Source organism: Acidimicrobium ferrooxidans DSM 10331, assembly GCF_000023265.1.
GTDB classification, from domain to species: Bacteria; Actinomycetota; Acidimicrobiia; order Acidimicrobiales; family Acidimicrobiaceae; genus Acidimicrobium; species Acidimicrobium ferrooxidans.
Genome location: NC_013124.1, coordinates 266,026 through 290,044, shown reverse-complemented (window position 1 = coordinate 290,044; position 24,019 = coordinate 266,026). Strand labels below are relative to the sequence as shown.

22 protein-coding genes are annotated in these 24,019 nt (G+C 68.0%); 8 read left to right on the top strand and 14 right to left on the bottom strand.

Features of this window, described 5'->3' with window-relative positions; all coding sequences use genetic code 11:
• Window positions 1-307 precede the first annotated feature (307 nt).
• From AFER_RS10720 to AFER_RS01440, 3 genes are all read right to left on the bottom strand, one after another.
• Complete coding sequence (locus AFER_RS10720) at window positions 308-766, bottom strand: type III secretion system chaperone family protein (RefSeq protein ID WP_015797753.1); 459 nt, start codon at window positions 764-766, stop codon at window positions 308-310.
• Window positions 766-3,786 (bottom strand): hypothetical protein, encoded by a 3,021-nt coding sequence (locus AFER_RS01445; RefSeq protein ID WP_041661613.1) that lies wholly within the window; start codon window positions 3,784-3,786, stop codon window positions 766-768. The genes AFER_RS10720 and AFER_RS01445 overlap by 1 nt, the downstream gene beginning before the upstream one ends.
• 95 nt (window positions 3,787-3,881) lie before the next feature.
• Complete coding sequence (locus AFER_RS01440; RefSeq protein WP_015797751.1) at window positions 3,882-4,490, bottom strand: hypothetical protein; 609 nt, start codon at window positions 4,488-4,490, stop codon at window positions 3,882-3,884.
• 141 nt (window positions 4,491-4,631) lie between these two features.
• Between AFER_RS01440 and AFER_RS01435 the strand changes: the two genes are divergently transcribed.
• Entirely contained in the window at window positions 4,632-4,952 is a 321-nt protein-coding gene (locus AFER_RS01435; protein WP_012784157.1) for a transposase, read from the top strand.
• Complete coding sequence (locus tag AFER_RS01430; RefSeq protein WP_012784158.1) at window positions 4,952-5,821, top strand: IS3 family transposase; 870 nt, start codon at window positions 4,952-4,954, stop codon at window positions 5,819-5,821. Before AFER_RS01435 ends, AFER_RS01430 begins: the two co-directional genes overlap by 1 nt.
• Window positions 5,822-5,944: 123 nt before the next feature.
• Here the strand turns inward: AFER_RS01430 and AFER_RS01425 are convergent, their stop codons facing one another.
• Genes AFER_RS01425 through AFER_RS01415 form a run of 3 tightly spaced genes read right to left on the bottom strand, consistent with a single transcriptional unit; the run spans window position 5,945 to window position 7,630 of the window.
• Window positions 5,945-6,628 (bottom strand): DUF1614 domain-containing protein, encoded by a 684-nt coding sequence (locus AFER_RS01425; protein WP_015797750.1) that lies wholly within the window; start codon window positions 6,626-6,628, stop codon window positions 5,945-5,947.
• Window positions 6,628-6,978: a hypothetical protein gene (locus tag AFER_RS01420; RefSeq protein WP_015797749.1), complete on the bottom strand. Its 351-nt coding sequence runs from the start codon at window positions 6,976-6,978 to the stop codon at window positions 6,628-6,630. The genes AFER_RS01425 and AFER_RS01420 overlap by 1 nt, the downstream gene beginning before the upstream one ends.
• Before the next feature lie 34 nt (window positions 6,979-7,012).
• Complete coding sequence (locus tag AFER_RS01415) at window positions 7,013-7,630, bottom strand: helix-turn-helix domain-containing protein (RefSeq protein ID WP_015797748.1); 618 nt, start codon at window positions 7,628-7,630, stop codon at window positions 7,013-7,015.
• 103 nt (window positions 7,631-7,733) lie between these two features.
• Here AFER_RS01415 and speB point away from each other — a divergent pair, with 103 nt between their 5' ends.
• Together speB and AFER_RS10715 are read left to right on the top strand one after the other, a co-directional pair.
• Window positions 7,734-8,687: an agmatinase gene (speB, locus tag AFER_RS01410; RefSeq protein WP_015797747.1), complete on the top strand. Its 954-nt coding sequence runs from the start codon at window positions 7,734-7,736 to the stop codon at window positions 8,685-8,687.
• A 194-nt stretch (window positions 8,688-8,881) separates the two neighbouring features.
• On the top strand, window positions 8,882-13,438 hold the full coding sequence (locus tag AFER_RS10715) for an NAD-glutamate dehydrogenase domain-containing protein (RefSeq protein WP_015797746.1): 4,557 nt from the start codon (window positions 8,882-8,884) through the stop codon (window positions 13,436-13,438).
• A 22-nt stretch (window positions 13,439-13,460) separates the two neighbouring features.
• Here the strand turns inward: AFER_RS10715 and bluB are convergent, their stop codons facing one another.
• Window positions 13,461-14,162 (bottom strand): 5,6-dimethylbenzimidazole synthase, encoded by a 702-nt coding sequence (bluB, locus tag AFER_RS01400; RefSeq protein ID WP_015797745.1) that lies wholly within the window; start codon window positions 14,160-14,162, stop codon window positions 13,461-13,463.
• A 74-nt stretch (window positions 14,163-14,236) separates the two neighbouring features.
• Here bluB and AFER_RS01395 point away from each other — a divergent pair, with 74 nt between their 5' ends.
• A complete protein-coding gene (locus AFER_RS01395) occupies window positions 14,237-16,117 on the top strand; it encodes an ABC transporter ATP-binding protein (protein WP_015797744.1) in 1,881 nt (626 codons plus the stop codon).
• Here AFER_RS01395 and AFER_RS01390 read toward each other — a convergent pair.
• Window positions 16,086-17,081 carry a PLP-dependent cysteine synthase family protein gene (locus tag AFER_RS01390; RefSeq protein WP_015797743.1) on the bottom strand — a complete coding sequence of 332 codons (996 nt, stop codon included), beginning with the start codon at window positions 17,079-17,081 and terminating at the stop codon, window positions 16,086-16,088. The genes AFER_RS01395 and AFER_RS01390 overlap by 32 nt on opposite strands.
• Window positions 17,082-17,164: 83 nt before the next feature.
• Window positions 17,165-17,608, bottom strand: coding sequence for a hypothetical protein (locus AFER_RS01385; RefSeq protein WP_015797742.1), 444 nt, complete (start codon window positions 17,606-17,608; stop codon window positions 17,165-17,167).
• Window positions 17,609-17,823: 215 nt separating this feature from the next.
• On the opposite strand from AFER_RS01385, the gene AFER_RS01380 reads away from it, so the two are divergent.
• Entirely contained in the window at window positions 17,824-18,486 is a 663-nt protein-coding gene (locus AFER_RS01380; RefSeq protein WP_015797741.1) for a class I SAM-dependent methyltransferase, read from the top strand.
• Between the two features lie 66 nt (window positions 18,487-18,552).
• On the opposite strand, the gene AFER_RS12190 is transcribed toward AFER_RS01380, so the two are convergent.
• The 5 genes from AFER_RS12190 to AFER_RS01360 form a co-directional block, all read right to left on the bottom strand.
• Complete coding sequence (locus tag AFER_RS12190; RefSeq protein ID WP_171788928.1) at window positions 18,553-18,702, bottom strand: hypothetical protein; 150 nt, start codon at window positions 18,700-18,702, stop codon at window positions 18,553-18,555.
• Window positions 18,695-19,729, bottom strand: coding sequence for an aldo/keto reductase (locus AFER_RS01375; protein ID WP_015797740.1), 1,035 nt, complete (start codon window positions 19,727-19,729; stop codon window positions 18,695-18,697). The genes AFER_RS12190 and AFER_RS01375 overlap by 8 nt, the downstream gene beginning before the upstream one ends.
• A gap of 63 nt (window positions 19,730-19,792) precedes the next feature.
• Window positions 19,793-20,830 (bottom strand): zinc-dependent alcohol dehydrogenase family protein, encoded by a 1,038-nt coding sequence (locus AFER_RS01370; RefSeq protein WP_015797739.1) that lies wholly within the window; start codon window positions 20,828-20,830, stop codon window positions 19,793-19,795.
• Window positions 20,831-21,117: 287 nt separating this feature from the next.
• Window positions 21,118-21,840 (bottom strand): PIG-L deacetylase family protein, encoded by a 723-nt coding sequence (locus AFER_RS01365; protein ID WP_015797738.1) that lies wholly within the window; start codon window positions 21,838-21,840, stop codon window positions 21,118-21,120.
• Window positions 21,841-21,866: 26 nt separating this feature from the next.
• Complete coding sequence (locus AFER_RS01360) at window positions 21,867-22,253, bottom strand: hypothetical protein (protein ID WP_015797737.1); 387 nt, start codon at window positions 22,251-22,253, stop codon at window positions 21,867-21,869.
• A gap of 73 nt (window positions 22,254-22,326) precedes the next feature.
• Here AFER_RS01360 and AFER_RS01355 point away from each other — a divergent pair, with 73 nt between their 5' ends.
• Window positions 22,327-22,830 (top strand): peroxiredoxin, encoded by a 504-nt coding sequence (locus AFER_RS01355; protein WP_015797736.1) that lies wholly within the window; start codon window positions 22,327-22,329, stop codon window positions 22,828-22,830.
• The gene (locus AFER_RS01350) at window positions 22,827-23,999 is read left to right on the top strand and encodes an acetyl-CoA C-acyltransferase (protein ID WP_015797735.1); all 1,173 of its coding nucleotides are present in this window, start codon (window positions 22,827-22,829) and stop codon (window positions 23,997-23,999) included. Before AFER_RS01355 ends, AFER_RS01350 begins: the two co-directional genes overlap by 4 nt.
• The last annotated feature ends 20 nt before the right edge of the window (window positions 24,000-24,019 follow it).

Genomic DNA, 24,019 nt, shown 5'->3' with positions numbered 1-24,019 from the left:
GATGGTCATCGGTACGCGACGATCCTACGACAGCCCCACCGAGACAGGCAACCACGGCACCGCGTCCTGCCGTCTCAACGCCCCACAGAAACCGTCCGCTTGCGTGCACACACCGCAACACCGCAGCGGCCCGCTCCTCGCGCCGAACGGCCCACCCGCGCGAGCCACCGACCCTCAGGCGGCCCGAAGCCTCTCGACACTCCCGTTCGCTGATCCGAGAGGTCACCCTCGATCTCGAGCAGCGCCGTCCCTCGAGCGTCCGTCCGAGTCGGGGCGAATGCGACGACGAACGTCGACCCTCCCCAGATCATGACGCAAGCACACCGAACGCCTCGTCGGCGCTCAGCTCGCCTACGGCGACACGCTCGACGAGCGGGAAGACCGTCTCGGCGATCGCCACGTTGTGCTCGATGAGTTCCGCCACGACATCGAGTGCGACCGGGCCAGCCCCGACCAGGACACTCGTTCGAACACGCACCTCCCCATCGTCGAGATCGACCTCGAGATCCCCGTAGCGGAGCACGTAGGTCACCCGCACGGCGAACCCAGCCACCTCGTCTCGATGGGTCGACGCGACGGCGTACGGCAACACCGAGTAGACGATGACGCCGGGGGTTGCCCCATCGGCCTCGGCGAACAAGCGCCAACGGCGATCCCCCCGGTCGACCTCGGCCACGACGACATGGTCGTAGCCGCCGACAGGCTGGGGGTCCAAGCCCTGCACACGACACGCATCGACAACGACGTCGAACAGATCGAACGCCATCAGCGCGTCGTTCCCAGGCGCGCACCGCCAGCCTCGAGGCGACCCGACTTCGGATCGAAGTAGAAGAGCGACGTGCGCTTGACGACCTTCGCCTCGACCACGTGCGCGTCATGGTGCGTCGACGTCTGGCGCGCCAGCGCGAAGTAGCTGCGCTCCTTCGGGTGCAAGAAGTCGATGTAGAGGGTGAAGGAAAGCCCACTCGTCGGGTTCGATGCGGACATCAACCGCGTGGAGGCGAGCGAGCCAGCCTCCTTGGCGTACTCCCGATTGGCCTTTCCGACGAGGGGCGCAGCGGCCACGCCGACGACGCTGGGCTGGTGGGCGAGCGTCGACGACTCGGCGATGTCGACGATCGGCGCCCCGAGGATCGCTGCCACACCAGCCGATTCCTTGAGAGCGTTCTTGAGCACCGGGAACTCGATGACCTCGAGCCCGGCCTTGGCGGTGACTTCCGCCCCTTTGAGCGCCGCGCTCCCCTTACTGCCCTGCTCCCACTTGTTGACCGCCCCCATCGCAGCGCTCGTCAGCTTGGACGCTCCCTCGACCGCCCAGTCCACGATCTGACCGGGCATGCCGGGGATCATGGCCCCGGCCGAGGCCTGGACGCTGAAGCGATAGGGCTTGTGCAGGCTCGCGTCGGGAGCGCTGTAGGTGAGGTACGCCTCCGTGGTGCCGATGCCGCCCCCACCCGAGGCTCCGGCGAACGCTTCGAAGGTCGTCACCCGCTCGCCGCGCAACGGCTGGCGGCCGGAGCCCGCTGTTGCAAGCGGTGCTGCGAGCGCACCAGAGCGCTCCAACGTCTGCTTGGTGTAGCGAGTACCGGTGTTGACAGCGAATCCACCCTCGACCTGGGCAACGCTCGCATGCCCGAGGCGACCGCTCACCTCGGCGTGGAGACCCGACTCAGCGGCATCTGCCTCCGTCATCGACTGCTCGATGCCCGAGGCCCAGGACTCTGCCTCACGGTACTGTGCCGCAGCTTGCTCTTCGTCGGCGCCCTTCGTGATGCCCCCCATGCCCCAGAGGGTGCTCGTGAGATCGGCGGGCACCAACCGCGACTCCCGAAAGCGTCGGTAGAGGGTGTACGAAGCCATCTCCATGGCGCCGTGTCCACCACGGTTCGAGGTCATGGTCAGGTAGCCACCGAGACCGGCCATCGCCCGGGCGATGGCGGCGTCCCATCCGCCCGTGAAGCTGAAGGTCATGCCCGCACGTGTCGCGTCGTGGTCACGCGACGCCTTGCCCACGGCTCGGAGCCCGACGAATGCGCCGTGCGACACCGGGATGCGCACGCTGTGATCAAGGGTGATCTCGTCCCCGTTGTGCTGCACCGATCGATCGATGATCGCCCCGACGAGCGACATGAACGGCGTGAGCGACGGCAACGTGACGGTCTGGGCGAGGACCTGATCGGTCAAGGAGCTTTGGCGAGCGCTCGGACCCGACTCCTGACGCTGCACAGCCTCGAGCTCGCCGACGGCGCCCTTCGCGCTCTCATCCTTCAGTGCGTCGCGAAGCGGCTTGTTCGACGAGGAGGTGATGGCCTTGACGGCGTTCGCGCTGGAGCGGCTCGTGAGCGACGCGAGCTGCTTGGCGACCACGGCGCGCGCCTGATCCCGATCGGCGATACCGTCGACCGCGCGCACGAGCCGGAGCCGTGCCTCGGGAAGCGACGGATCGATCTCGTCGAGGTGTGACGTCACCGCCGTCGTGGCCGCACGCGAGAGCGACAGATGCCCATAGGCCTTGGCAAGCTGCGACACGAGTGTCTCGGGTGCCTTGCTGCGCTCCTTCGAGAGCAGACCAGCCCGGTATCGGGTGTGGGTCGCCGAACCCACCCGATCCGTGGCTGCGTCTCCGGTCGCGCGATAGGTGCCGGCGACGCCGGTGCCGGTCCGAAGGTCCCGCTCCAAGGCGAACGCCAGCGTGTCGGCGAGCCGGGCGGCCTCGGCTCGTGCCTCGAGCACGGAAGCTCGCTTCGATCCCCGCGAGAACCATCCACCCTCGATCCGTGAGGTGATCTCCGCCGCAACCGCCGTCGCGACCGCTGCACGCAGCGACTGATAGGCCTCGTCGACGACCTCGAGCGCGTCCGCACTGAGCGACGAACCGAGTGCCTTGGCGATGACCGACTTCGACGTCTGGCTCAAGGTGGCCTTCGGGCCGGACTCCGCCATGACCGTCCGCTCGAGCACGTCCGTCGCGCCACGAAGGCCATCGGCCGCGATCGCATCGCGCACCGCACGGTGCTGCTTCTGACCGATCGCCTTGACGGCGACCTTCGTGAGACGATCGGTCAGGGTGTGCGTCGTCGCCGAGAGCTGCTGTTCGACCTCCAATTCGGACTGCGCGTGCGCGATCGCTCGAGCGAGCTCGCCGTCGATCTGACCGATCTCGGGCGCGATCTCGGCGAGCCTGCGCTCAGCGGCGGCCGCTGCCTCCTCGGTCAGAGCCGTGGTCAGGTAGACCTCGGCGAGCCTGGTGGCCATCGTCGAGGCCGCCTTCGTGTCGGACAGGCTCCCTTCGCCGGCCAGCAACTGTGCCCGTGCGCCAAGCGTCGCGCGATCGTCGCCAGATCGTGCGACGAGACCACTCCCCGTGCGCACGTCTCGCTCGAGGCTCGCACCGAGCGCACGTGCGAAGCCCAGCGCCGCATCCAGCAGGTCACCCTCCGGTGACCCGCCCTTCGATCCCGTCGCCTTCTGGACCCCCGCAACGACGACCGCAGCAACCGCCGCCGCCACCGCGTGCCGGATCGTCGACCCGTGTGCAGAGATCGCCGCCAACGTCGACGGAGCGTGCTGGATCCCGGCGACGGCGCCCGAGCGCCGGCGACCAACGGAACCGTGGCGTGCGAGGGTGCGCTGCACGGCTTCGTTCCCGATCGTGCGCTGCAGCTCGATGAGCTGCTCTGGCCCGAGGGCTCCAGACGTCGTTCGGCGCCCGACCCCTGTCGAGGTGCGAGCAGGGGTTGTCAGATCGGCTCGACGCTCCTGCGATCGACGACTGGGGAGGCTCACGACCCAACTCTACGTGGCGAGACAACCACGCAGACGTCAGCGCGCCCTGAGGACCTGCCCCAGAGCGCGCTGACACCGTGTGAACGATCTCGCCCTCAAGCCATCGTGTGGACCTGGCGTTCGGAGTTCGAATCGACCAGGATCTCCTTGTCGAGCGGGACGCGCCCCGCGTGCCAGAAGCCGAGTCCGACGAGGACGGCCATCACCGCCGCGAGCGCGAACGCCGCGACCGAAGCCCAGAATGCGATCTCACCGAAGATCGAGAACGCATAGGCCTCGAGCAAGAGGCCGCGCAGCGTGGTGCCTTCGAACGACGTCAGGCGCAGCGCCTGGAGCTCGGCGTTCTTCGGCTGCGCCATCGCTGCCGCAGAGATCTTCGCGTAGACACCGTGATAGGGCATCTCGGACAGATGGACCGCGATGAAGTCGTTCGCGTAGACCTCGGCCTGCTGACCGGTCAGGAGCTGTTGCCCTGCGTACTGCGAGACCGACGGGATCATCGATGGGGTGATCTCCGTACCGGGCTTGGCGTGGCGGAACGCGGCGGCAGGCGGGAAGTAGATCTGCTGCTGTGCGAGCTGGTTGTGGACCTGTGAGCTCGCAAAGCTGGACCCCCACATGAGCAAGGATCCTGCAACGAGCAAGACGACGACCATCGCCAGGCCTACGGCGCTCGTCAGCACGTCAAAGACGCGGCGTCTCATGGTGTACCTCCTCAATCTGGATGCATGGGCGACGGTGGAGTCATTCGCACTCCAACGACCGCCATTGACAGTGTGAGCCGCCCCAGATTCCGTTGACACGTCGTAAGTCACACGTACCATGGCAGAGGGAAGGGGAGGTCGATGGGGACGTCGAGAAGGAAGTTCACCCTGGAGTACCGGACCGAGGCGGCCCACCGGGTCATCGACAGCGGCCGGAGCGTCCCAGAGGTGGCCCGTGAGCTCGCGATCGGGGAGCACAACCTCTATCGATGGGTGCGGGAGGAGCGCAGGCGGATCGAAGCAGCCAACGCCACTGGCAGCCCGCCCCTCACGGCGCAGGAGCGCACGGAGCTCATCAGGCTGCGCAGGGAGCTCGAGGAGCTGCGCAAGGACAACGAGTTCCTGGGAAAAGCAGCCGCGTACTTCGCCGCGAAGCCACCAAGCAAGAGAGATTCGCGCTGATGGAGGCGGAGTACGCTCGCTTCGAGATCAAACGGATGGCACGCTTACTCGAGGTCTCCCGGGCTGGCTACTACCGATGGCGACGCACCCAGGTAGCACCGTCGCGTCGGGCATGTGCAAGACGCGACCTCGAGAACCGAGTGGTCGCGGTCCACCAGGCATCCTCTGGCACCTACGGCGCACGACGGATCACGGCGGCACTCCTCGCCGCTGGCGTGGTGACGAGCCACAACACGGTGGCAGCAGCGATGGCCAGGCGCGGCATCGCCGGTATCAGCCCCAGGAGGTTCCGCCCAGCGACCACCCACGCCGATCCGAAGGCGATCTACCCACCAGACCTCGTTGCCAGGAAGTTCGACCCGGGGCGCCTGCACGCCCTCTGGACCTCGGACATCACCTACCTCGCTCTCGCCGGCGCGATGGCATACCTGTGTGTGGTGCGCGACGAGCACTCGCGGCGGGTGCTCGGATGGAGCGTCGCGGAGCGCATGGAGACCACGCTCGTGCTCGAGGCCCTCGGCCAGGCCGTCGCGGTGCGTGGGTCCCACGCGCAGGGGGTCATCTGGCACACCGACCGAGGGAGTCAGTTCAGCGACCATCGAGTTGTGGCCTTCTGTGCCCGACACGGGATCACGCGCTCCATGGGGCGAACCGGCACCTGCTACGACCACGCGAGCGCGGAGTCCTTCTGGTCGATCTTCAAACACGAGTTCTTCTACCGCCACGCCTTTGGCGACCTCGCCGAGCTGCGCCGCGGCATACAGAGCTACATCCAGTTCTACAACCACCAGCGCAGCTGCTCGAAGATCGGCTACCTTGCCCCAGTCGTCTTCGAGCACCTCGTCGCGGAGGAGGCTCGCGTGAAGTAACCTGGGTGTCTACGAAATCTGGGGCACCTCAGTGTGATGAGCGAGGCGGCGCGCCACCAGGGTCCTTCGGCTCGCGTGCACGCAGCGAAGGACCCGATCGGTGCGACGAACCCGAGAGCGGTCCTAGAGGGCCGCGAGGAGCACGGCGAGGATCCCCGTCACGAAGATGCCATCGAAGGTTCCCGCACCGCCGATCGAGACCATGCCAGCGCCCAAGGAACGCGTCTTGGTCATGTTGGTCAGATCAGCGCCGACCAGGACTCCGATCGATCCGGCGACGTAGGCGACCGCGGCGACGTCGCGACTCGTGATGACGAGTGCTGTGAGCGCAGCGAGCACCGCCGGCACCAGCGTCGGCACTGCGATCCCGAGCCCGCGCACCGGTCGAGCAACGACGTGGACGACCAGGGCGACGATCACGGTGGCACCGAGGGCAACGAGCTCGATGTGGTCGTGGACGACCAGGTAGACCGACAACGCGGTGGGCACGAGGGCACCTCCGACGTTCACCGCCACGACCGTCCGCTGGGGTGCGACCGGGCGTCGGATCAGATACTGCACGCCGAACACCCTCACGATGCCCTCGTCGTAGGGATCGCCAGGCGTCTCGAGGTGCCATACAGGCACATTGAAGAAGCTTCCGAGCAGCGACGCCACGAGCACACCGAAGAGCCAGGCGGCCGGCACGCCAACGCGGACATAGGCAAACGACAGCACATCGAGTCCGATCAACGCAACGGACCCGAGGAACAACGCGCCCAGCACCACGAAGAACACGGGCGCCAGGACGAAGCCATGGTGGCGCATCAGTCGTCCTCCGCGTCCGCCACCGCGTCCGTTCCCGTCGCTTTCGTGTCGGTGACGAGCAAGCGCTCGAGACGCGCGCCCACGTCGCGGGCACCGAACAGCCAGCTGCGCGTCACCACGCGTCGAGCACCGAGTGCGAGCGCCTCATCCCGGCCAGCGTCGTCGACGTGCGAGACGACGGCCACCCAAGGACATGAGAGTCCCGCCACGGCCGATCGCCATCCCTCGGGCGCCGCACGCACATCGACGATGACGAGGTCGAGGTCTCCGTCGACGAGGCTCGTGCTCGAGCGCACGATCCGGACCGAGTCGAGTCGGCTCGCGCCCAACAGGTCGCGCGTCAGGAGCACGACACGAGCGGCTCCTGCGGTGGCAGGCGTCCTCCTAGACACGTTCGCCCTGCACGTCCGCGACCGAACCGTCGTCGCGGCGCTCCTTGGCTGTCCAGGGATCCCGAAGGGCCGGTGCGAGCACCCAGAGCACCCGGGCCTCGCCGTCGCCGAGGTTGCGCCATGTGTGGGCTGCGTCGGCAGCGAAGGTCGCCGAGTCACCCGCATCGAGGGTGTAGCACTCGCTCGCGAAAACGAGTTCGATACGACCGGCGACCACGTAGCAAAGTTCCACCTGCGATGGCAGGTGATAGAGCTCGTCACCGCCGCTCCCTCCGGGTGCCGCGACCGTCTCGAGAACGGTAACGCGCCGATCGTCGGGTGGGGAGAGCAACGTGTCCCGGACTCCCTCGCCAGGCAGTCCATCGGGGAAGCGATCGACGGAGCGTGAAACCACCACCGGTGCCACCGCAAAGACGTCCGCGACGGCGAGCCCGACGGCATCGGCGATCGCGACCAACGAGTCGATGGACGGGCTCACCCCGTCGCGCTCGACCCGCGAGAGGAACCCCTTCGACAGGCCAGTGCGCTCGGCAACTGCGGCCAGGGAGAGACCCCGTTGCTCGCGAGCATGGCGCAGCCGCTCGCCGATCGGAAAGCGTGGAGCCTGCACGTCCTCACGCTAGCTCGCCATGGCGGAGGCCGCACACTGCCTCTAAGGTGCAAGGAGCACCAGCGCACAGCGCGCATGGGCCCGGGGAACGGAGGAGGGCTCCATGACTGACGAGATCATCGGACCGCCAGACGCGCTCGTCGCGCCGCGCTTCGGCGGCCCCGCAACCTTCGCACGCCTGCCCCGTCTCGACGAGGCGCCTCACGCTCGCCTGGTCGTCCTCGGCGTCCCCTTCGACGCGGGTACGTCGTATCGACCAGGAGCACGCTTTGGCCCCTCAGCCATTCGAGCGGGCTCCAAGCTGCTGCGCCCATACAACCCCGACCTCGACGTCTGGCCATTCGCCGAAGTACAGGTCGCCGACGCGGGCGACGTGGCGGCGAACCCGTTCTCGATCGACGCTGCGCTCACTGCCATCACGAGTGCTGCGCGAGAGCTCGGCGAGGCTGGTCGAACCATCGTCACCCTCGGAGGCGATCACACCATCGCACTGGGGCTGTTACGCGCCCTGGCGCCCCGCACTGGACCACTCGCCCTCGTCCACTTCGACGCTCACCTCGACACCTGGGACACCTACTTCGACGCGCCCTACACGCACGGGACGCCGTTTCGCCGCGCGTTCGAAGAAGGCCTCCTCGCCCCCGACGCGAGCGTGCACGTCGGCACCCGAGGACCGCTGTATGCGCGCTCCGACCTCACCGAGGACGCTGACATGGGCTTTCGCGTCCTCGCCGCACGTGACGTCGATCGCATCGGCGTCGATGGCGTGGTGGAGCGCATCCGCGATCGTGTCGGCACCGCACCTGTCTACGTCTCGATCGACATCGACGTGCTCGACCCGGCTTTTGCGCCCGGAACCGGCACACCAGAGGCGGGAGGGCTCACCTCCAGGGAATTGCTCGCGATCCTCGATGGGCTACGCGATCTTTCCATCCGTGGCGCCGACGTCGTCGAGGTCGCACCTGCCTACGACCACGCTGAGGTCACGACCATCGCGGCCTCCCACGTTGCCTACCACCTCATCTCGATTATGGCCCCTGAGATCGCGCGCCGCTAGCTGCGAGGGGCGCTGCGACGGGCGAGAACCTCCAGGTCGCAGCTCGCTCCACCGCAGCCGTGCACGACGCACGCAAGTCGTCGCCGAAGCTGCCGATAGGGCTCCGAGCGCCTCGAGCGCCCGGCGAGCCCTTGGCGAAGTCGCACGAGCTCGGTAGGCTCGGGGCATCGCAAAGTCGACAAAGGAGTCGTACGATGCTCGAAGCTGGTACTGGGCGTCCAGAAACGGCGTCCCTCTTGTCATCGGTCCGCAGACATTCTGGCGCCGTGCCGTCGCACGCTGGCGCCCTGGAACACTTCGTCGCGAGCCTCGCGCGCCACCTCGACGACGAGGAGACCAGCGCGCTCACCACCGAGCGCATCGGCGTCGCGGTCGCGGCCCTCTTCGATGCGCTCACGAACGCCAAGGGCTCCGACCGCTGCATCGTCGAGATCGCCCAGGACAACGAGGTCCTCCGTGTGCACTGTGGCCAAGACGGCGCGACCGATCTCGAGCGGGTCATCGCCGAACCGGCGCGCCCCCTCACGAGCATCGTGGTCGTGAGCTGGGATGTCCCTTGGCTCGTCGACACCTTCATCGCCGCGGTACGCCAGATCGTGGACAACGCGAGCACGTTCCATCCCATCTTGGAAGAAGGCGAGCTCACCGACGCGAACGCCGAGTTCGTCGAGGGCTCCCACCTCGTCTCCTTCTTCGCAGCGACGACACCGACCCGCCTGTCACGCATCGAGACCGAGCACCTCGCGCGAACCCTCGCGACGCAGGCGACGCAGCTGCTGCGACTCGAGCACGATCGCGAGGCCATGGGCGACGAGCTCGCAACGCTTGCGGAGGCGACCGAGGGCCTCGACGGTGGCGAGACGCCCGGAACCTCGGCGATCGCCCACTTCCTCCCGATCGCCGAACTGCGAGTCAGCGCCGAGGGTGAACAGCGGCGGGGCATCGACGTCGCCGTGCCAACCCTGGCGGTCTCGGCAGGGCAGTGGCGCCTCGAGCCCACCGCGATCCCAGCCCCCATCCTCGATCACTCGCCGCTGCGCACACTGTCCATCGGGACGTCGTCGGGCGCCGTGCACTTCGTGGGGACCTTCCGCCCGTCGCTCGTCAGCGGGATCGGGGTTGGCGCACCCGAGATCGCCAGCCGCCTCGAGCGCGTCCGCCAGCTCCTCGCGCTCCTGCCATCGAGCCACTCATGGCGCGTGTTGCGCGACTTCGTCGGCTCGCTCCCTGCCGACCTGGCGATCGGAGTCGACGACGCAACCTTCGACGAGCTGTGTCGCGCTGGATTGCTCGCCGAGGAACTCGGGCTGCCCCGTGCCCTCGTGATCCCGGTCGAGGCGGGGGCGAGGCTCGTGGTCGTGGTGCCGGCCGCTCGGGTCGACTATGGCGTCGAGGATCGCCTCGAGGCGGTGCTCGTCGAGCGTGGCCTCGTTGCCACCGCACAGCTCACGCAGAACCTCTCCGAGCGGCGACTCGTCCTCGACTACCTCCTCGATCGCGTCCCGGAGGATCCGAGTCAGCTCGAGGCGGCGATCGCCGCCGCCACGACCCCCTTCCGTCTGCGCCTCGAGGCTGCCGTCAATGCCCTCAGCACCCCCGATGCCGATCCAGAGACCTCGAGCCTCGCCACGGCGCTCGCCGAGGGCATGGAGGAGAGCTACGCCATCGACACCACCGAGCGCGAGGCGGCGCTCGACGTCCTCGCGCTCGGCCGAGCGCGACGCTCGCCAGTACGGCTCGCGGTACGTCGACCCGCGACCGGAGAGGTGGAGCGACTTCGGCTCGTCGCGGTCGGCCAACGACCAGCGCTGTCCGACATCGTCCCGGTCCTCGAGGGCTTCGGCGCACGCGTACGCGAGGAAGTCCCCTACACGGGACGGGTCGCCGGCGAGGATGTGTGGATCATCGAGCTTCGCCTGGGCTGGCCAGCGGGGGTCGCCGATGGGCTCGGCGACGACGCAGCGGCCCATCGCCTCGAACGCGCCATCGAAGCGGTCATCGCAGGTCAGGCAGAGGCGGACGACCTGAACACCCTCGTGACGACGGCCGCGCTCGACCTCGATGACATCGACCTCACACGCGCGCTGTGTGCCTACTTGCGCTTTGGGACGCTCGGTGTCACCGAGGCTTCGGCCCGACGCACGCTCACCCGCACCCCGCTCGCAGCTCGCGATCTCGTCCGGCTCGTCCACGCGCGGTTCGACCCCGACGCCAGCGAACTCGATCGACCCCGTGACGTCGAGGCCATCACGACCCAGCTCGCCACCGATATCGAGGCCGCAGCGACGCTCGAGGACGAGAAGGTGCTGCGCGCGCTCGCCGAGATCGTCATGGCGATGACGCGGACCAATATCTTCCAGCCCGAACGCGAGGCCATCGCGTTCAAGCTCGACCCGCGCCAGCTCACCTACCTGCCCTCGCCGCGCCCACGCTTCGAGATCTACCTGCGCTCGCGCACCACGGAGGCGGTGCACCTGCGCGGCGGACGCATCGCTCGAGGTGGCATCCGCTTCTCCGACCGGCCCGACGACTTCCGCACCGAGATCCTCGGACTCATGAAGGCCCAGACCGTGAAGAACGCGGTGATCGTGCCGATGGGCTCCAAGGGCGGCTTCGTCGTTCGCGACCTCGCACCCGGTGAGCGCAACCCGCACAAGGTCGAGCGCTCGTATCGCACCTTCATGCGCACCCTGCTCTCGCTCACGGACAACCTCGTCGACGGAACCATCGTCCATCCCCCTCGCACGGTCGTCACCGACGGCAACGACCACTACCTCGTGGTCGCCGCCGACAAGGGCACGGCGACCTTCTCCGATATCGCGAACGAGATCGCACTCGAGATGGGTTTCTGGCTCGGTGATGCGTTCGCCTCGGGTGGGTCGAACGGCTTCGACCACAAGGAGATGGGCATCACCGCCAAGGGTGCGTGGATCTCGGTACGACACCACCTCGACGAACTCGAGCGCGACCCCGACGGCCCCATCACCGTGATCGGCATCGGCGACATGTCCGGCGACGTCTTCGGCAACGGCATGCTGCGCTCGCACGGGATCCGCCTTGTGGGCGCCTTCGACCACCGGCACATCTTCCTCGACCCCGACCCCGACCCGGAACGTTCGTTTGCCGCACGCGCGAGCCTCTTCGCACGCGGGGCCGGCACGAGCTGGGCCGACTATCCCGCCGATGCCATCTCGGCGGGCGGGGGCGTCTTCTCGCGATCAGCCAAGCACGTCGACCTCTCGCCAGAGGCTGCCGTGCTCCTGGACCTTGCCCCCGGAGCTCACGAACCCGACGAGGTCATCCACGCCATGCTGATGGCGCCGGTCGATCTCCTGTTCAACGGCGGGATCGGCACCTACGTTCGTGCGACGACCGAGCGCGACGCCGACGTCGGCGACCGCGCCAATGATCGCATCCGCGTCACGGGATCCGAGCTACGAGCACGCATCGTCGCCGAGGGCGGCAACCTTGGCCTCACGCAGGCAGGGCGTATCGAGTACTGCATGCACGGTGGCCGTGCCAACACCGACTCGATCGACAACTCTGCCGGTGTTGACACCTCCGACCACGAGGTCAACATCAAGATCGCCCTCGAAGAGCTGCGGCGCCAGGGTCACCTGACCACCGAAGAGCGCAACCAGCTCCTCGCACAGCTGACCGGAGAGGTCGAAGCGCAGGTCCTGGCCGACAACGTCTACCAGAACTGGGTCCTCAGCCTCGAGGAGCACGAGGCCGGACGAAGGGCCGAGGAGCATGGCGCGCTGCTCGAGCGCCTGGTCCGCGAGGCCGAGCTCGACGTGGCGGTCGAGACGCTGCCCGATCCAGCGGCCGTTCGCGGAGGCTCGCTGGGGCGCCCGCTCACCAGATCGGAGCTCGCGATCGAGATCTCCTACGCGAAGATCCACCTCACGCAGCTCCTCGAGTCCTCCTCATTGCTCGATCATCCGATCACCGACGAGCTCTTCCTCAACTACTTCCCGATCGAGGTACGCCGCCTCGTCTCGGACGCAGGCGTGGCGCACCCGCTCCGCCGCGAGTTGGTCGCGACGGCGCTCGCCAACCTCCTCGTGAACCACCTCGGCATCCTCGGTGTGGCCCGCATCGCCCAGCTTGGCAGAACGAGCTATCTGCGCGCAGCCGAGTTTGCCACGATCGCCATCTTCGCGACGGGGGCCGAGGACGTCGCTCGCCGCCTTCTCTGGCGCCGCGACGGGAGCTTCGCGGGTCGGCTTGGTGCCTATGGACGGATCCGCGACACCCTCGTCGACGCGGCGCTCGACCTCCGTCTGCTCGTGGAGGATCCGCTCGAGCTTGCCGACCCAACCACGCTTGCCGAGCGCGCGGCTCTCGTCAACGAGCTGACGGCCGACGAGCGGCTTCGCACAGAGGCGGCTGCGCTCGAGGCCGAGGGACACGACGCCCACGTAGCAGGCCTCGCAGCCTGGCGCGGCGCGACCCTCGCGCTGGCCGCCATCATCGCTGGCCGCGTGGGTGCGGACGACGCAGCAAGGCTGCTGGATCAGACCTGGGCACGAAGCCTGCGCGAGCGCGCACGCGCGTTGGTCCCGGCGAATCTCGTCGAAGCGGCGGCACTGCAGGAGATCACCGATCGGATCGCTCGCCTCGCCCTGGCCGAGATCATCGACGGGGCCCCGCGTCCTTCCGACGACGCTCTGGGCGAGCTCGAACGAGCGCTCGGCGCCCGCGACGTGCTGCTCGCGCTGCTGGTCGCGACGACGATCGCGCCCTAGACGAACGCGACCCGCAGATCGCTCAGTCCATGTCCGCCGATTCCCCGACCAGGCGCTCCGGCAGGACCACCAGGTCCTCGCCGGGGGCGTCGGCGTCGAAGCGGTCGAGGTGGACGAAGGGCGCGAGTGGGCGACGGCGCTGCCAGTCGGCTCGCTCGAGATCGGGAACCTCCTGGAATCGTGCCACCGGACCGACCGCGAGCCAGGCCACCGGACGGATCCCCGCAGGGATCCCGAGCAGCGAGGCGAGGAACGGCTCCCGATAGAACGAGACCCAACCCACCCCGATCCCCTCGGCGGTGGCGGCCAGCCAGAGGTTCTCGATGGCGAGACACACCGAGTAGAGGCCGGCATCGGCGATCGCGTGGCGCCCGAGTACGTTCGGGGAACCCCGTGAGGCGTCGTAGGTGACGACGATGCCGACCTGCGCCTCGAGAATGCCCTCGATCCGGACGTTGTCGAAACGTTCCCGACGCTCCGGATCCAGCGACGCGGCGAAGTTCGCCCGTTCCTCGAGCACGTGATCTCGAAAGGCCGCCCTGAGCTCGCGATCGCGCACCACCACGAAGTCCCAGGGCTGGCTCATGCCCACGCTGGGAGCGTGATGGGCCGCGGCCAGGATTCGTCCGAGGACCTCGGGATCGAGGGGCCCATCGATGAACTCCCGACGTACGTCTCGACGACGGACGACGACCTCGTAGAGCGACTGCGCGAGCTGGTTCACGGCTCAACCCTACGCGAGCCGCCCTGCTCGGCCAACACCACCGCGTCTAGCCTGGTTCCGAGAGAGGAGGCGCGGTGCAGCCTGGAGGGGGCTTCGGCGGAATGCGCGCGCTGCGAGGCATGGCCGCCGATCCGGTGCGGCCAGGCTCGATCGATCGCCGCACGCTTCGGCGGGCCTGGAGCGTCACGAAGCGCCATCGGGCCCTCATCATCGTCTACCTGGCCACGCTCGCCATCTCCGCACTCCTCGGCGCACTGGTGCCGCTCGTGGTGCGAGACATCATCAACGTCGCCATCGTTCGGCGCTCGATCGGGCGCCTCACGATCGACGTCGTCATCATCGCCGCGCTGTCGCTCGCTCAGAGCGCGCTCGGCGTGGGAACGCGCTACGTCTCCTCGGTCGCTGGCGAGCGGATCATCTTCGACCTGCGCACCCGTCTCGTCGCCCACCTCCAGGAGCTGTCGCTCGGCTTCTTCACCGAGGCACAGACGGGCTCGGTGCTCTCGCGCATCTCCTCGGACGTCACCAGCTCACAAGCCGTCGTCGGGACCCTCGGCTCGGTGGTGAGCGATCTTTCGACCCTGATCTTCACGCTCGGCTTCATGGTCGCGCTCTCACCGCTCGTCACCGCCCTCTCGTTGCTCATCGTGCCGGTCTTCGTCCTCGTCGACCGCCTCTTGTCGCGTCGTGTCGCACACGCTGCGCGCGAACAGATGCAAGCCAATGCCGAGATGAACGCCTTCACCCAGGAGCGCTTCAACGTCTCCGGCGCGCTGCTCGTTGCGCTCTTCGGCCGCCGAGGCGACGAGCTCGACACCTTCTCCCATCATGCGGGTCGCGTCCGTGACGCGGGTGTGCGCTTCGCCCTGGTCGGCAGGGTCTACTTCGCTATTCTCGGGCTTGCGAGCGCGATCGGGACCATCGCGGTCTATGCCCTCGGAGGTGACCAGGTGATCCGCGGCGCACTCTCCCTGGGATCGCTCGTCGCGCTCGCGCAGTACGTCACCCGCCTCACCGGGCCCATCACCGACCTCTCCTCGGCTCGGGTCAACCTTCTCCAGGCACTCGTGAGCTTCGACCGCATCTTCGAGGTCCTCGACGTCCAACCCGCCGTGACCTCGCCCCCGAACCCACGTCACCTGCAGCGCGTCGAGGGTAGGGTCGCCCTCGAGGACGTGTGGTTTCGCTATCCTCGGAACCAGGCGGTCGCGAGCCTCACCAAGCAGGGTGTCCCGCGGAGCGAGGAGCGTGATTGGGCGCTTGCCGGGGTGACGCTCCACGTCGAGCCCGGCCATACCCTCGCGCTCGTCGGCCCATCAGGGGCTGGCAAAACCACGGTGACCATGCTGGTGACGCGGATGTGGGATCCAGAGCGCGGTCGCGTCACGCTCGACGGCATCGACCTGCGCGAGCTCGACCTCGAGGAGCTCCGGGCCGAGATCGGCGTCGTCACCCAAGATCCGTTCCTCTTCCACGACACCGTGCGCGCGAACCTTCGCTACGCCAAGCCATCCGCGACCGAGGACGAGCTGCGCGATGCGCTCGCGCGCGCCCAGCTCCTCGCGACCATCGAGGCCCTCCCTGATCGCCTCGACACCCTCGTCGGCGAGCGCGGCTACCGACTCTCGGGCGGCGAGAAGCAACGGCTCGCCATCGCGCGCGTCCTGCTGCGCAACCCGCGCATCGTCATCCTCGACGAGGCGACCTCGAGCCTGGACGCTCAGAACGAAGCACTCATCCAGTCAGCGATCGGCGACACCCTCCAGGGACGGACCGCCATCGTGATCGCCCACCGCCTCTCCACCGTCCTCGGTGCCGACACCATCGCCGTCATGGCCGCCGGCAGTGTCGTCGAGCAAGGGAGCCACGCCGAGCTTCTCGCCGCAGGTGGGCTCTACGCCGAGCTCTTCGAGCGTCAGTTCCTCACCGAGCAAGGGGAGGCAACGGCGCCGTGATGCCGCCCGAGGCGGCGACCCAGTCGTCGTCGTGGCTGCCCTCGAGGATCGCAGCGAGCTCGCCACGGGTCAAGAAGTACTCCGTGAGGTACTTCTCCCCCTCGTCGGCAAAGATCGTCACGATCGTGGCGTTCGGCCCGAGTTTCTCGCGGAGCTGACGGGCGGCGACCAGGTTCGCCCCCGAACTCGGCCCGACCAACATGCCGCGGCGCGCGAGCTCGCGCATGGTGCGAACCGCGTCCAGGCTCGTGACCGGGATCACCTCGTCGACCATCGTCCGGTGGCGCTCGTAGATCGTGGGGACGAAGCCATCGGCGATGCCCTCGATGCGATGGTGGTGAACTTCACCACAGAGGATCGTGCAGCTCTCCTCCGGCTCCACCGCGACGAGCCGAGTCGTGGGGTTGACCGCCCGGAGCGCTTGACCAACGCCGATGAGCGTCCCGCCCGTCCCGACACCCATGACGAACGCGTCCGGCGGTGCACCGAGATCGGTCACGATCTCCGGCCCTAGCCACTCACGGTTCTCGGCCACGTTGTCCTCGGAATCGAACTGGCGCGGGCAGAAGAAACCCGGGCGCTCGCCCATCTCCACCGCGGTCTCGCGGGCATGCTGAACGTGGAAGTTCCCGACGCGCAGGACCTCCGCGCCGAACCCGCGCGAGATCGCTGCGCGCTCTGACGAGAGCCCCTCTGGCATGACGACGACCATGCGGTAGCCCTTCACCGCCGCGACCATCGCGAGGGCGTTGCCCGTGTTGCCACTCGAGGCCTCGACGATGGTCATGCCGGGCTCGAGCTCGCCGCGTGCCTCCGCTGCCTCGATCATGTAGCGCGCGATGCGCGCCTTGATGGAGCCCGATGGGTTGAGGTACTCGAGCTTGGCGAAGATGGAGGGCTCGACCTCGATGAGCGGTGTCGATCCGATGGCATCGAGCACGCTCTGCGACTTCCCCGTAACCATGCTCCTGAGTGTAGGCACGTCACAGCGAGGTCGCACGAGCGACACGCTCCAGGGACGCAGCACGCATCGTGCCGTTCAGCGGGTCAACGACGCAACGAAGCCGGTGAGGATCCAAGAGCACGTTGCGCTGCCCGGACGATCCGCCGTCGCCGATAAGCGACGCCGCTCCACGCCGGTACTTGGGTCGCCACGAAGTCCCACAGCATCACTCCGGGTCGCAGCGGTCCCCAGAGGGCGGAGAGGACGAGCCAAACCCCGAACCCGATGACGATCGCGATGAGTACCGCGATGGCGACCATGATCGGGCGACCTGACGGATCTTGGACCAGCGCCATCAGGTACGAGCGAGGCAACTCGTCACCACCACCGCGAAGCAGCCGACGTTCCATCGAACGGCGCTCGCGACTCGAGTACGCTCGAAGGGTGCGTTGCGCCTCGGATGGCTCGATCAGCCGGCGATACAGCCACGCGAGACCGAGGCCAAGACCCATGGTCACGGTGCCGATCAGCGCGACGGCGATGCTCACGGGGCCCTCCGTGATGTTCCCGACGACAAATCCGATCGTGGCATGGACGGACGAGCAGTGCAGGGGGTCGAGAGCGCAGATCGAGTCGAGAGCGCAGATCGACGATCTCCCGATCGAGCCGCCGGGGACCGTGGGCCGCCGCTACGACCAGCGACGCCATGGCATCGGGGAGAAGGGAGCGCACACCCTGCAGACGCGACGGAGGAAGCAGACCAATGAGCACACCGGTCGAGGATCTCGGAACACGCCAGCAAGCCCACTGGGAGGCCACCTTTCGTGCCAGCCCGCAGCTCTACGGTTCGGCGCCAAGTGAGGCTGGTCGATGGGCTCTCTCACGCATGCTCGCTGACGGGGCCGCTCGGGTCCTCGAACTCGGCGCTGGGCACGGTCGTGACACCCTGCACTTTCTCGATGCGGGCCTCGAGGTCACGGCGGTCGACTACGCCGTGAGTGGACTCGCAGCCCTCTGGGACGCAGCACATGGCCGTGGAACCGGCGCCCGGCTCACCTCGGTCACCCACGACCTATGTCGGCCTCTCCCGCTGGCCGACGGCTACTTCGACGCCTGCTTCGCGCACATGCTCTTCACGATGGCGTTCACGACGTCCGAGCTCGTCGCCCTCGGTGCGGAGCTGCACCGAGTCCTGCGACCGGGCGCGACGTGCGTCTACACGGTGCGCCACAAGGGCGACGCCCACTACGGCCAGGGCATCGACCTCGGCGACGATCGCTTCGAGAACGGTGGCTTCGCGGTCCACTTCTTCGATGAGGACCTCGTCCATCGCCTCGCCGACGGCTTCGAGCTCGAGGACGTGACCGCCTTCGAAGAGGGCGACCTGCCCCGACGGCTCTGGAGAGTCACGATGCGTCGCCGCTAGACGGCGTTCGCGAACCGTGTCCTGCTCGAGTTGCACGAGCGACCACGACGCGGCCAGGACGCCGCATCACCGACTCGGTTCGATCGTTCGTCGCAGCACCGCCGATTCCCGAAGATCGTCGTCGAGGTGCGAGCAGCTCCGTCGGCCGAACGCGAGGTGCGGCCCGAACGAACCCACGAGCTCATCGAGCGCGCCGACTGCGTCGAGCTCACGCACCCGAGGGACGGCGACGCCGAGTCGGCTCGAGCCAGGGCGGAACCCAGCCATCGTCGACCGGATTGATCGTCGTTCCTGGCGCCACCACGTCGTCGATCGCGTCGAGCACCGCGGTCGGCACGACGACATCGGCCGCCGACAGCTGGGACTCGAGATGCTCCATGGTGCGTGGTCCGATGATCGCCGAAGTGATGGCGGGGTGCGCCAACACGAAGCCGATGGCAAGTTCGATCAGCGAAAGGTCCGCCTCCGCCGCGATCTGGGCCAAGCGCTCGGTCGCGTCGAGCTTGCGCTGGTTCTCCGGCAGCGAGAGATCGAAACGTCGAGCGACCCGCTGGCGTGCAGCCGACTGCGGGCCACTGAAGCGATCGCGCCGGTCCCGGCCAGAGAGCCAACCTCCGGCGAGGGGGCTCCAACTCAACACACCGAGTCCATAGCGCTCACAGGTCGGGAGCACCTCCCGCTCGATCGAACGCACGAGCATGGAGTAGGGCGGCTGCTCGGTGCGCGGACGCGCGTAGCCCCGCTCCTTGGCCACCCACTGCGCCTCGACGATGGCACTCGCGGGCCAGGTCGAGTGCCCGACGTAGCGAACTTTGCCGCTGCGGACCAGGTCGTCGAGCGCGCCGAGCGTGTCATCGAGGTCGGTGTCGGGATCGTGGCGATGGAGCTGGTAGACGTCGATCCACTCGGTGCCGAGCCGGCGCAAGGACTGCTCGACTTCGTGGATGATCCACCGCCGCGAGTTGCCCTTGGCATTGCGATCAGGCCCCATACGACCATGCACCTTGGTCGCGAGCACCACCTCATCCCGGCGACCTCGGAGCGCCTTGGCGAGAATCTCCTCGGACTCGCCCTCCGAGTAGACGTCGGCGGTATCGATGAAGTTGATGCCCGCATCGAGCGCCCGGTGCACGATACGAATCGACTCGTCGTGGTCCGGGTTACCCCAGCTCCCGAACATCATGGCCCCGAGACAGAGTACGGAGACCTCCACCCCCGTCGTGCCGAGCATTCGATACTGCATGGTCACCTCCGCTTCTCGTCTCGCCTCTGCCCTTCGCCCTGTCGTGTCGCCCCAGCGAACGTGCTACGGCTCGCTGACGCGCAGGATCGACTTGATCGCCCGACGCTCGTCCATTGCCCGGTACGCCTCGACGACGCCGTCGAGGTCGGTCTCGTACGTAAAGACGCGACCTGGATCGATCGTGCCGCCGAGCACGTCCTCGAGCAGCTCCGGGAGGTAGATCCGCACCGGAGCCGGGCCACCGCGCCAGCCGACGTTGCGACCGAACAGCGCCGTCGCGGGCATCACACCGTGGGGCACGCCGACTCCACCGACGATCGATCCAGGGCGCGCGATCGCAGCGGCGGTCTCCATCGCCTCCTGGGTACCGACGCACTCGAGCACGGCGTCGGCACCGATGCCGCCGGTCATCTCGAGCACGGTCGCGACGGCCTCGGCGCCGCGTTGGGCGACGATGTCGGTCGCCCCGAAAGCCCGGGCCACGACCTGTCGGTCCGCGTGCGAACTCAGGGCCACGATGCGCTCCGCACCCAGTCGATGCGCCGCGAGCACCGCCGAGAGCCCGACAGCGCCGTCGCCGATCACCGCGACGGTGCTACCCTTCGTGACCCCCGCCGACACCGCCGCGTGGTGCCCGGTCGGCATGACGTCCGAGAGCGCAAGGAACGACGCGAGCTCGGCGTCCGACCACGAGGTACCCGGGACGGGCACGAGCGTGGTCTCGGCGAGCGGAACGCGCACCGCTTCTCCCTGGCCTCCGTCGATAGTGCCGTCGCCGAACAGGCCACCGTGCACGCAGTTCACGGTGGCGCCCCACTGGCAGTTGGGGCAGGCGAGATCCGCAAAGGCGAACGGGGCGATCACGAGCATCCCGGGGCGGAGGCCGTCGATGGCGGAGCCGATCTCCTCGACCACCCCGATGAACTCGTGGCCGATCGAGCCCGGACCGCGCTCACTGAGGCCCCGCCAGTACCAGAGGTCGGACCCGCAGACGCACCCTCGCACGACCCGCACGACCGCGTCGGTCGGCTCGAGCACCCGAGGATCAGGACGCTCGTCGACCGTGATCAGACCCGGACGATGAAAGACAGCAGCACGCAACGAGACTCCTCAACATCACGCCGATGACCACGAAGTGGTGAGACACGCCGTGCTCGTCTCTGACGCGCGAACTCATGCCCGCTCACCTGGCGGGGAGCAACGCGCTCGAACACGGGGAGCGCCGAGCCCTGCCGACTCAGCAACCACCACACTACTCGAAACCGAGCACACCCACGGCAGAGGTCCCATCTGGGCCACGACGACGCGTGCGCCACGTCGAAGCCGCACACGCGTCACCTGATCGCGAGCGAGGGCGACCCGATCCGTACGTGCGCGCCATGGGCGCCCTAGGCCGTGGGGAACACGAAGAAGAGCTCGGCGTAGCGATCGTCGCCGAGACCGGCAGCCTCGGCTCCTTGACGCAGCCAGCCACGCACGAAGGTGCGCGTCGCCTCGGGATCGGGCAACTGACTCGCGTGACACGAGATGGCCTCGAGCTTCGCGTCGAGCGTTTCCGTGACGTCCACGAAGTGGGTCGGCTCCGGGTACGCCATCAGTGCGACCTGACTGACGGTGTGCGCCTCGAGCCCGGCCTCTGCCAGCTCGACGAAGGTGAAGGGGTTCCGCGCGTCCGGATACACCGCGCACAGCGCGGCTTCACCGACGGCCATGTGATCTGGGTGCGACGCACCGATCCGCGCAAAGTTGCGCACTGGTGACTGCGCCACCACGGTGTGAGGACGGAAACGTCGGATCACCGCGGCAAGGTCGCGTCGCAACCCGAGCGTCACCGTCACCTCGCCATCCACGTACCCAAGGAACTCGACCGTCTCGACACCGACCACCTTGGCCGCAGCCCGCTGTTCGCGGCGCCGAATCGCAGGAATGTCCGAACGGGGGATCGACGGGTCGAACCCGCCCACGTTGCCATCGGTGACGATGCAGTAGGCGACCTCCGTGCCCGCCGCGGTCCAACGGGCCACCGTGCCCGCGAGTCCGAAATCGACATCGTCCGGGTGCGCACTGATCACGAGGACGGACTGGGGTGCTTCAAATGGCTGCAGTTCCACGCAAACCTCCTGGGACCAGTGCCACGCTAGTCGACCGAGTCATCGAGGCCCAGGGCACGGCGCAGTGCCCGCACGTCGTCCGTTGCCGTCCCGAGCTGCGCGGCGAGTGCCTCGGTCAGCGCGGACAACCACGCCGAGAGCGACACCCGATCATGAGCGATCGCAACGCCACCTGAACGGAGGACGATCTCCGCCACGACCGGTGGTCCTGGGCGCAACACCAGTCGACGGTCGCCGATGTCGACCGCGAGCTCGACGATCCGTCGCGTGCGCAACCCGCGCCGCTGCACGCGCACCGCGCCGGTGCCCAGCCATCGCTCGAGCGCATCGGCGAGCACCGATGCCAGCGTCTCAGCATCACCGCGTGCTTGGCCAAGTGCTGACGCGAGGGCTACGAGCTCGTCATCTCCCATGGCTCCTCCTTCTTCGACGGAGCGTAGCGACGCCCGCCCTGTGACCGCCGCGCGATCGCGCTAGCGTTGGCCCATGACCGAAACGAACCGGCTCGCGCCAGGCGACCGTCTTCCGAGCTTCTGCCTGCCCAACCAACGAGGCGAGCAGGTCTGCGCGGACTCGTTTGCTGGCACCGCGACCATCCTCTACATCTACCCGAAGGACATGACCCCAGGATGCACCCTGGAAGCGACGGAGTTCAACGCGTCCGTCGACGAGCTGGCGGCGCTCGGTTGGCGCGTCGTCGGGATCTCTCCCGACACGGTCGCATCCCATGCCCGCTTTGCGGAGCGTCACGGCCTACGCTTCGACATCCTCGCCGATCCCGATCGGTCCGTCATCACAGCCCTCGGCGCCTATGGCGAGAAGAAGTCCTACGGCCGCACGACGGAAGGTGTCCTGCGGTCCACATTGCTCATCGACGCCGACGGCGCCGTCGTCGACGCGCTCTACAACGTGCGCGCGACCGGCCACGTCGAGCGCGTGCTCCGCCAGCTGCGCCAACGGAGCGCGCTGGCGACCGGAGGCGAGCGATGACGGCGCGCGAGGCGGTGATCGTCGCCACCGCCCGGACCCCGATCGGCCGCGCCTTCAAGGGATCCCTCGTCGACGTCCGCCCTGACGATCTCTCTGGCCTCGTGATCGCCGAGCTCCTTACCCGAGTGCCGGCCCTCGATCCGGCGAGCGTCGACGACGTGATCTGGGGAGCGGCCATCCAGCACGGCGAGCAATCCATGAACCTCGGGCGCAACGTGGCAGCCCTCGCTGGCCTGCCCGAGACCGTCCCCGGCACCACCGTGAACCGCTTCTGCGCATCGTCGCTGCAAGCGATTCGCATGGCGTTCCATGCGATCATGGCCGACGAGGGAGACGCCTTCATCGCTGGCGGTGTGGAGTCGACGACACGTGCATCGATCAAGGGGTTCGACCCCGAGGACATGAACCCTCGCTTCACCGACGAGAGCCGCGCGGACTTCGTCAATCACATGTACATCCCCATGGGCCTCACGGCCGAGAACGTCGCCGATCGCTACGGCGTCACGCGCGAGGCGATGGACGCCTACGCGGTCATCTCGCAAGAGCGTGCGGTCGCAGCCCAGGAACGGGGCTTCTTCGATGCGGAGACGATCGCCGTCACGACGCCGAGTGGGAACGTCGTTCGGCGCGACGACGGGCCGCGCCCCAACACCACCCTCGAGGTGCTCGCCACGCTCAAGCCAGCGTTCAGGCCCGACGGACGGGTCACGGCGGGTAACTCCTGCCCGCTCAACGACGGGGCTGCAGGGGTCATCGTCATGGAGCGCTCACGCGCGGAGGCACTCGGCATCCGGCCACTCGCCAAGATCGTCGCCTCCGCCGTGACCGGCATCGCTCCGGAGATCATGGGCGTCGGACCGATCGATGCCGTACGCGCCGTGCTCGAACGCGCCGGTCTCACGATCGGCGACATCGACGTCGTCGAGCTCAATGAGGCTTTCGCAGCCCAAGTGCTCCCCGTCGTCAAGGAGACGGGCATCTCGATCGACCACCAACTCAACCCGAACGGAGGCGCGATCGCGCTTGGCCACCCGTTCGGGATGACGGGGGCTCGGATCATGACGACCCTGCTGCACGAGCTCGATGAGTTGGGGGCTCGTCTGGGCCTCGAGACCATGTGCGTCGGTGGCGGCCAGGGTATGGCCATGATCGTCGAGCGCCTCGACTGAGGCGTCGATCCGTACGGACC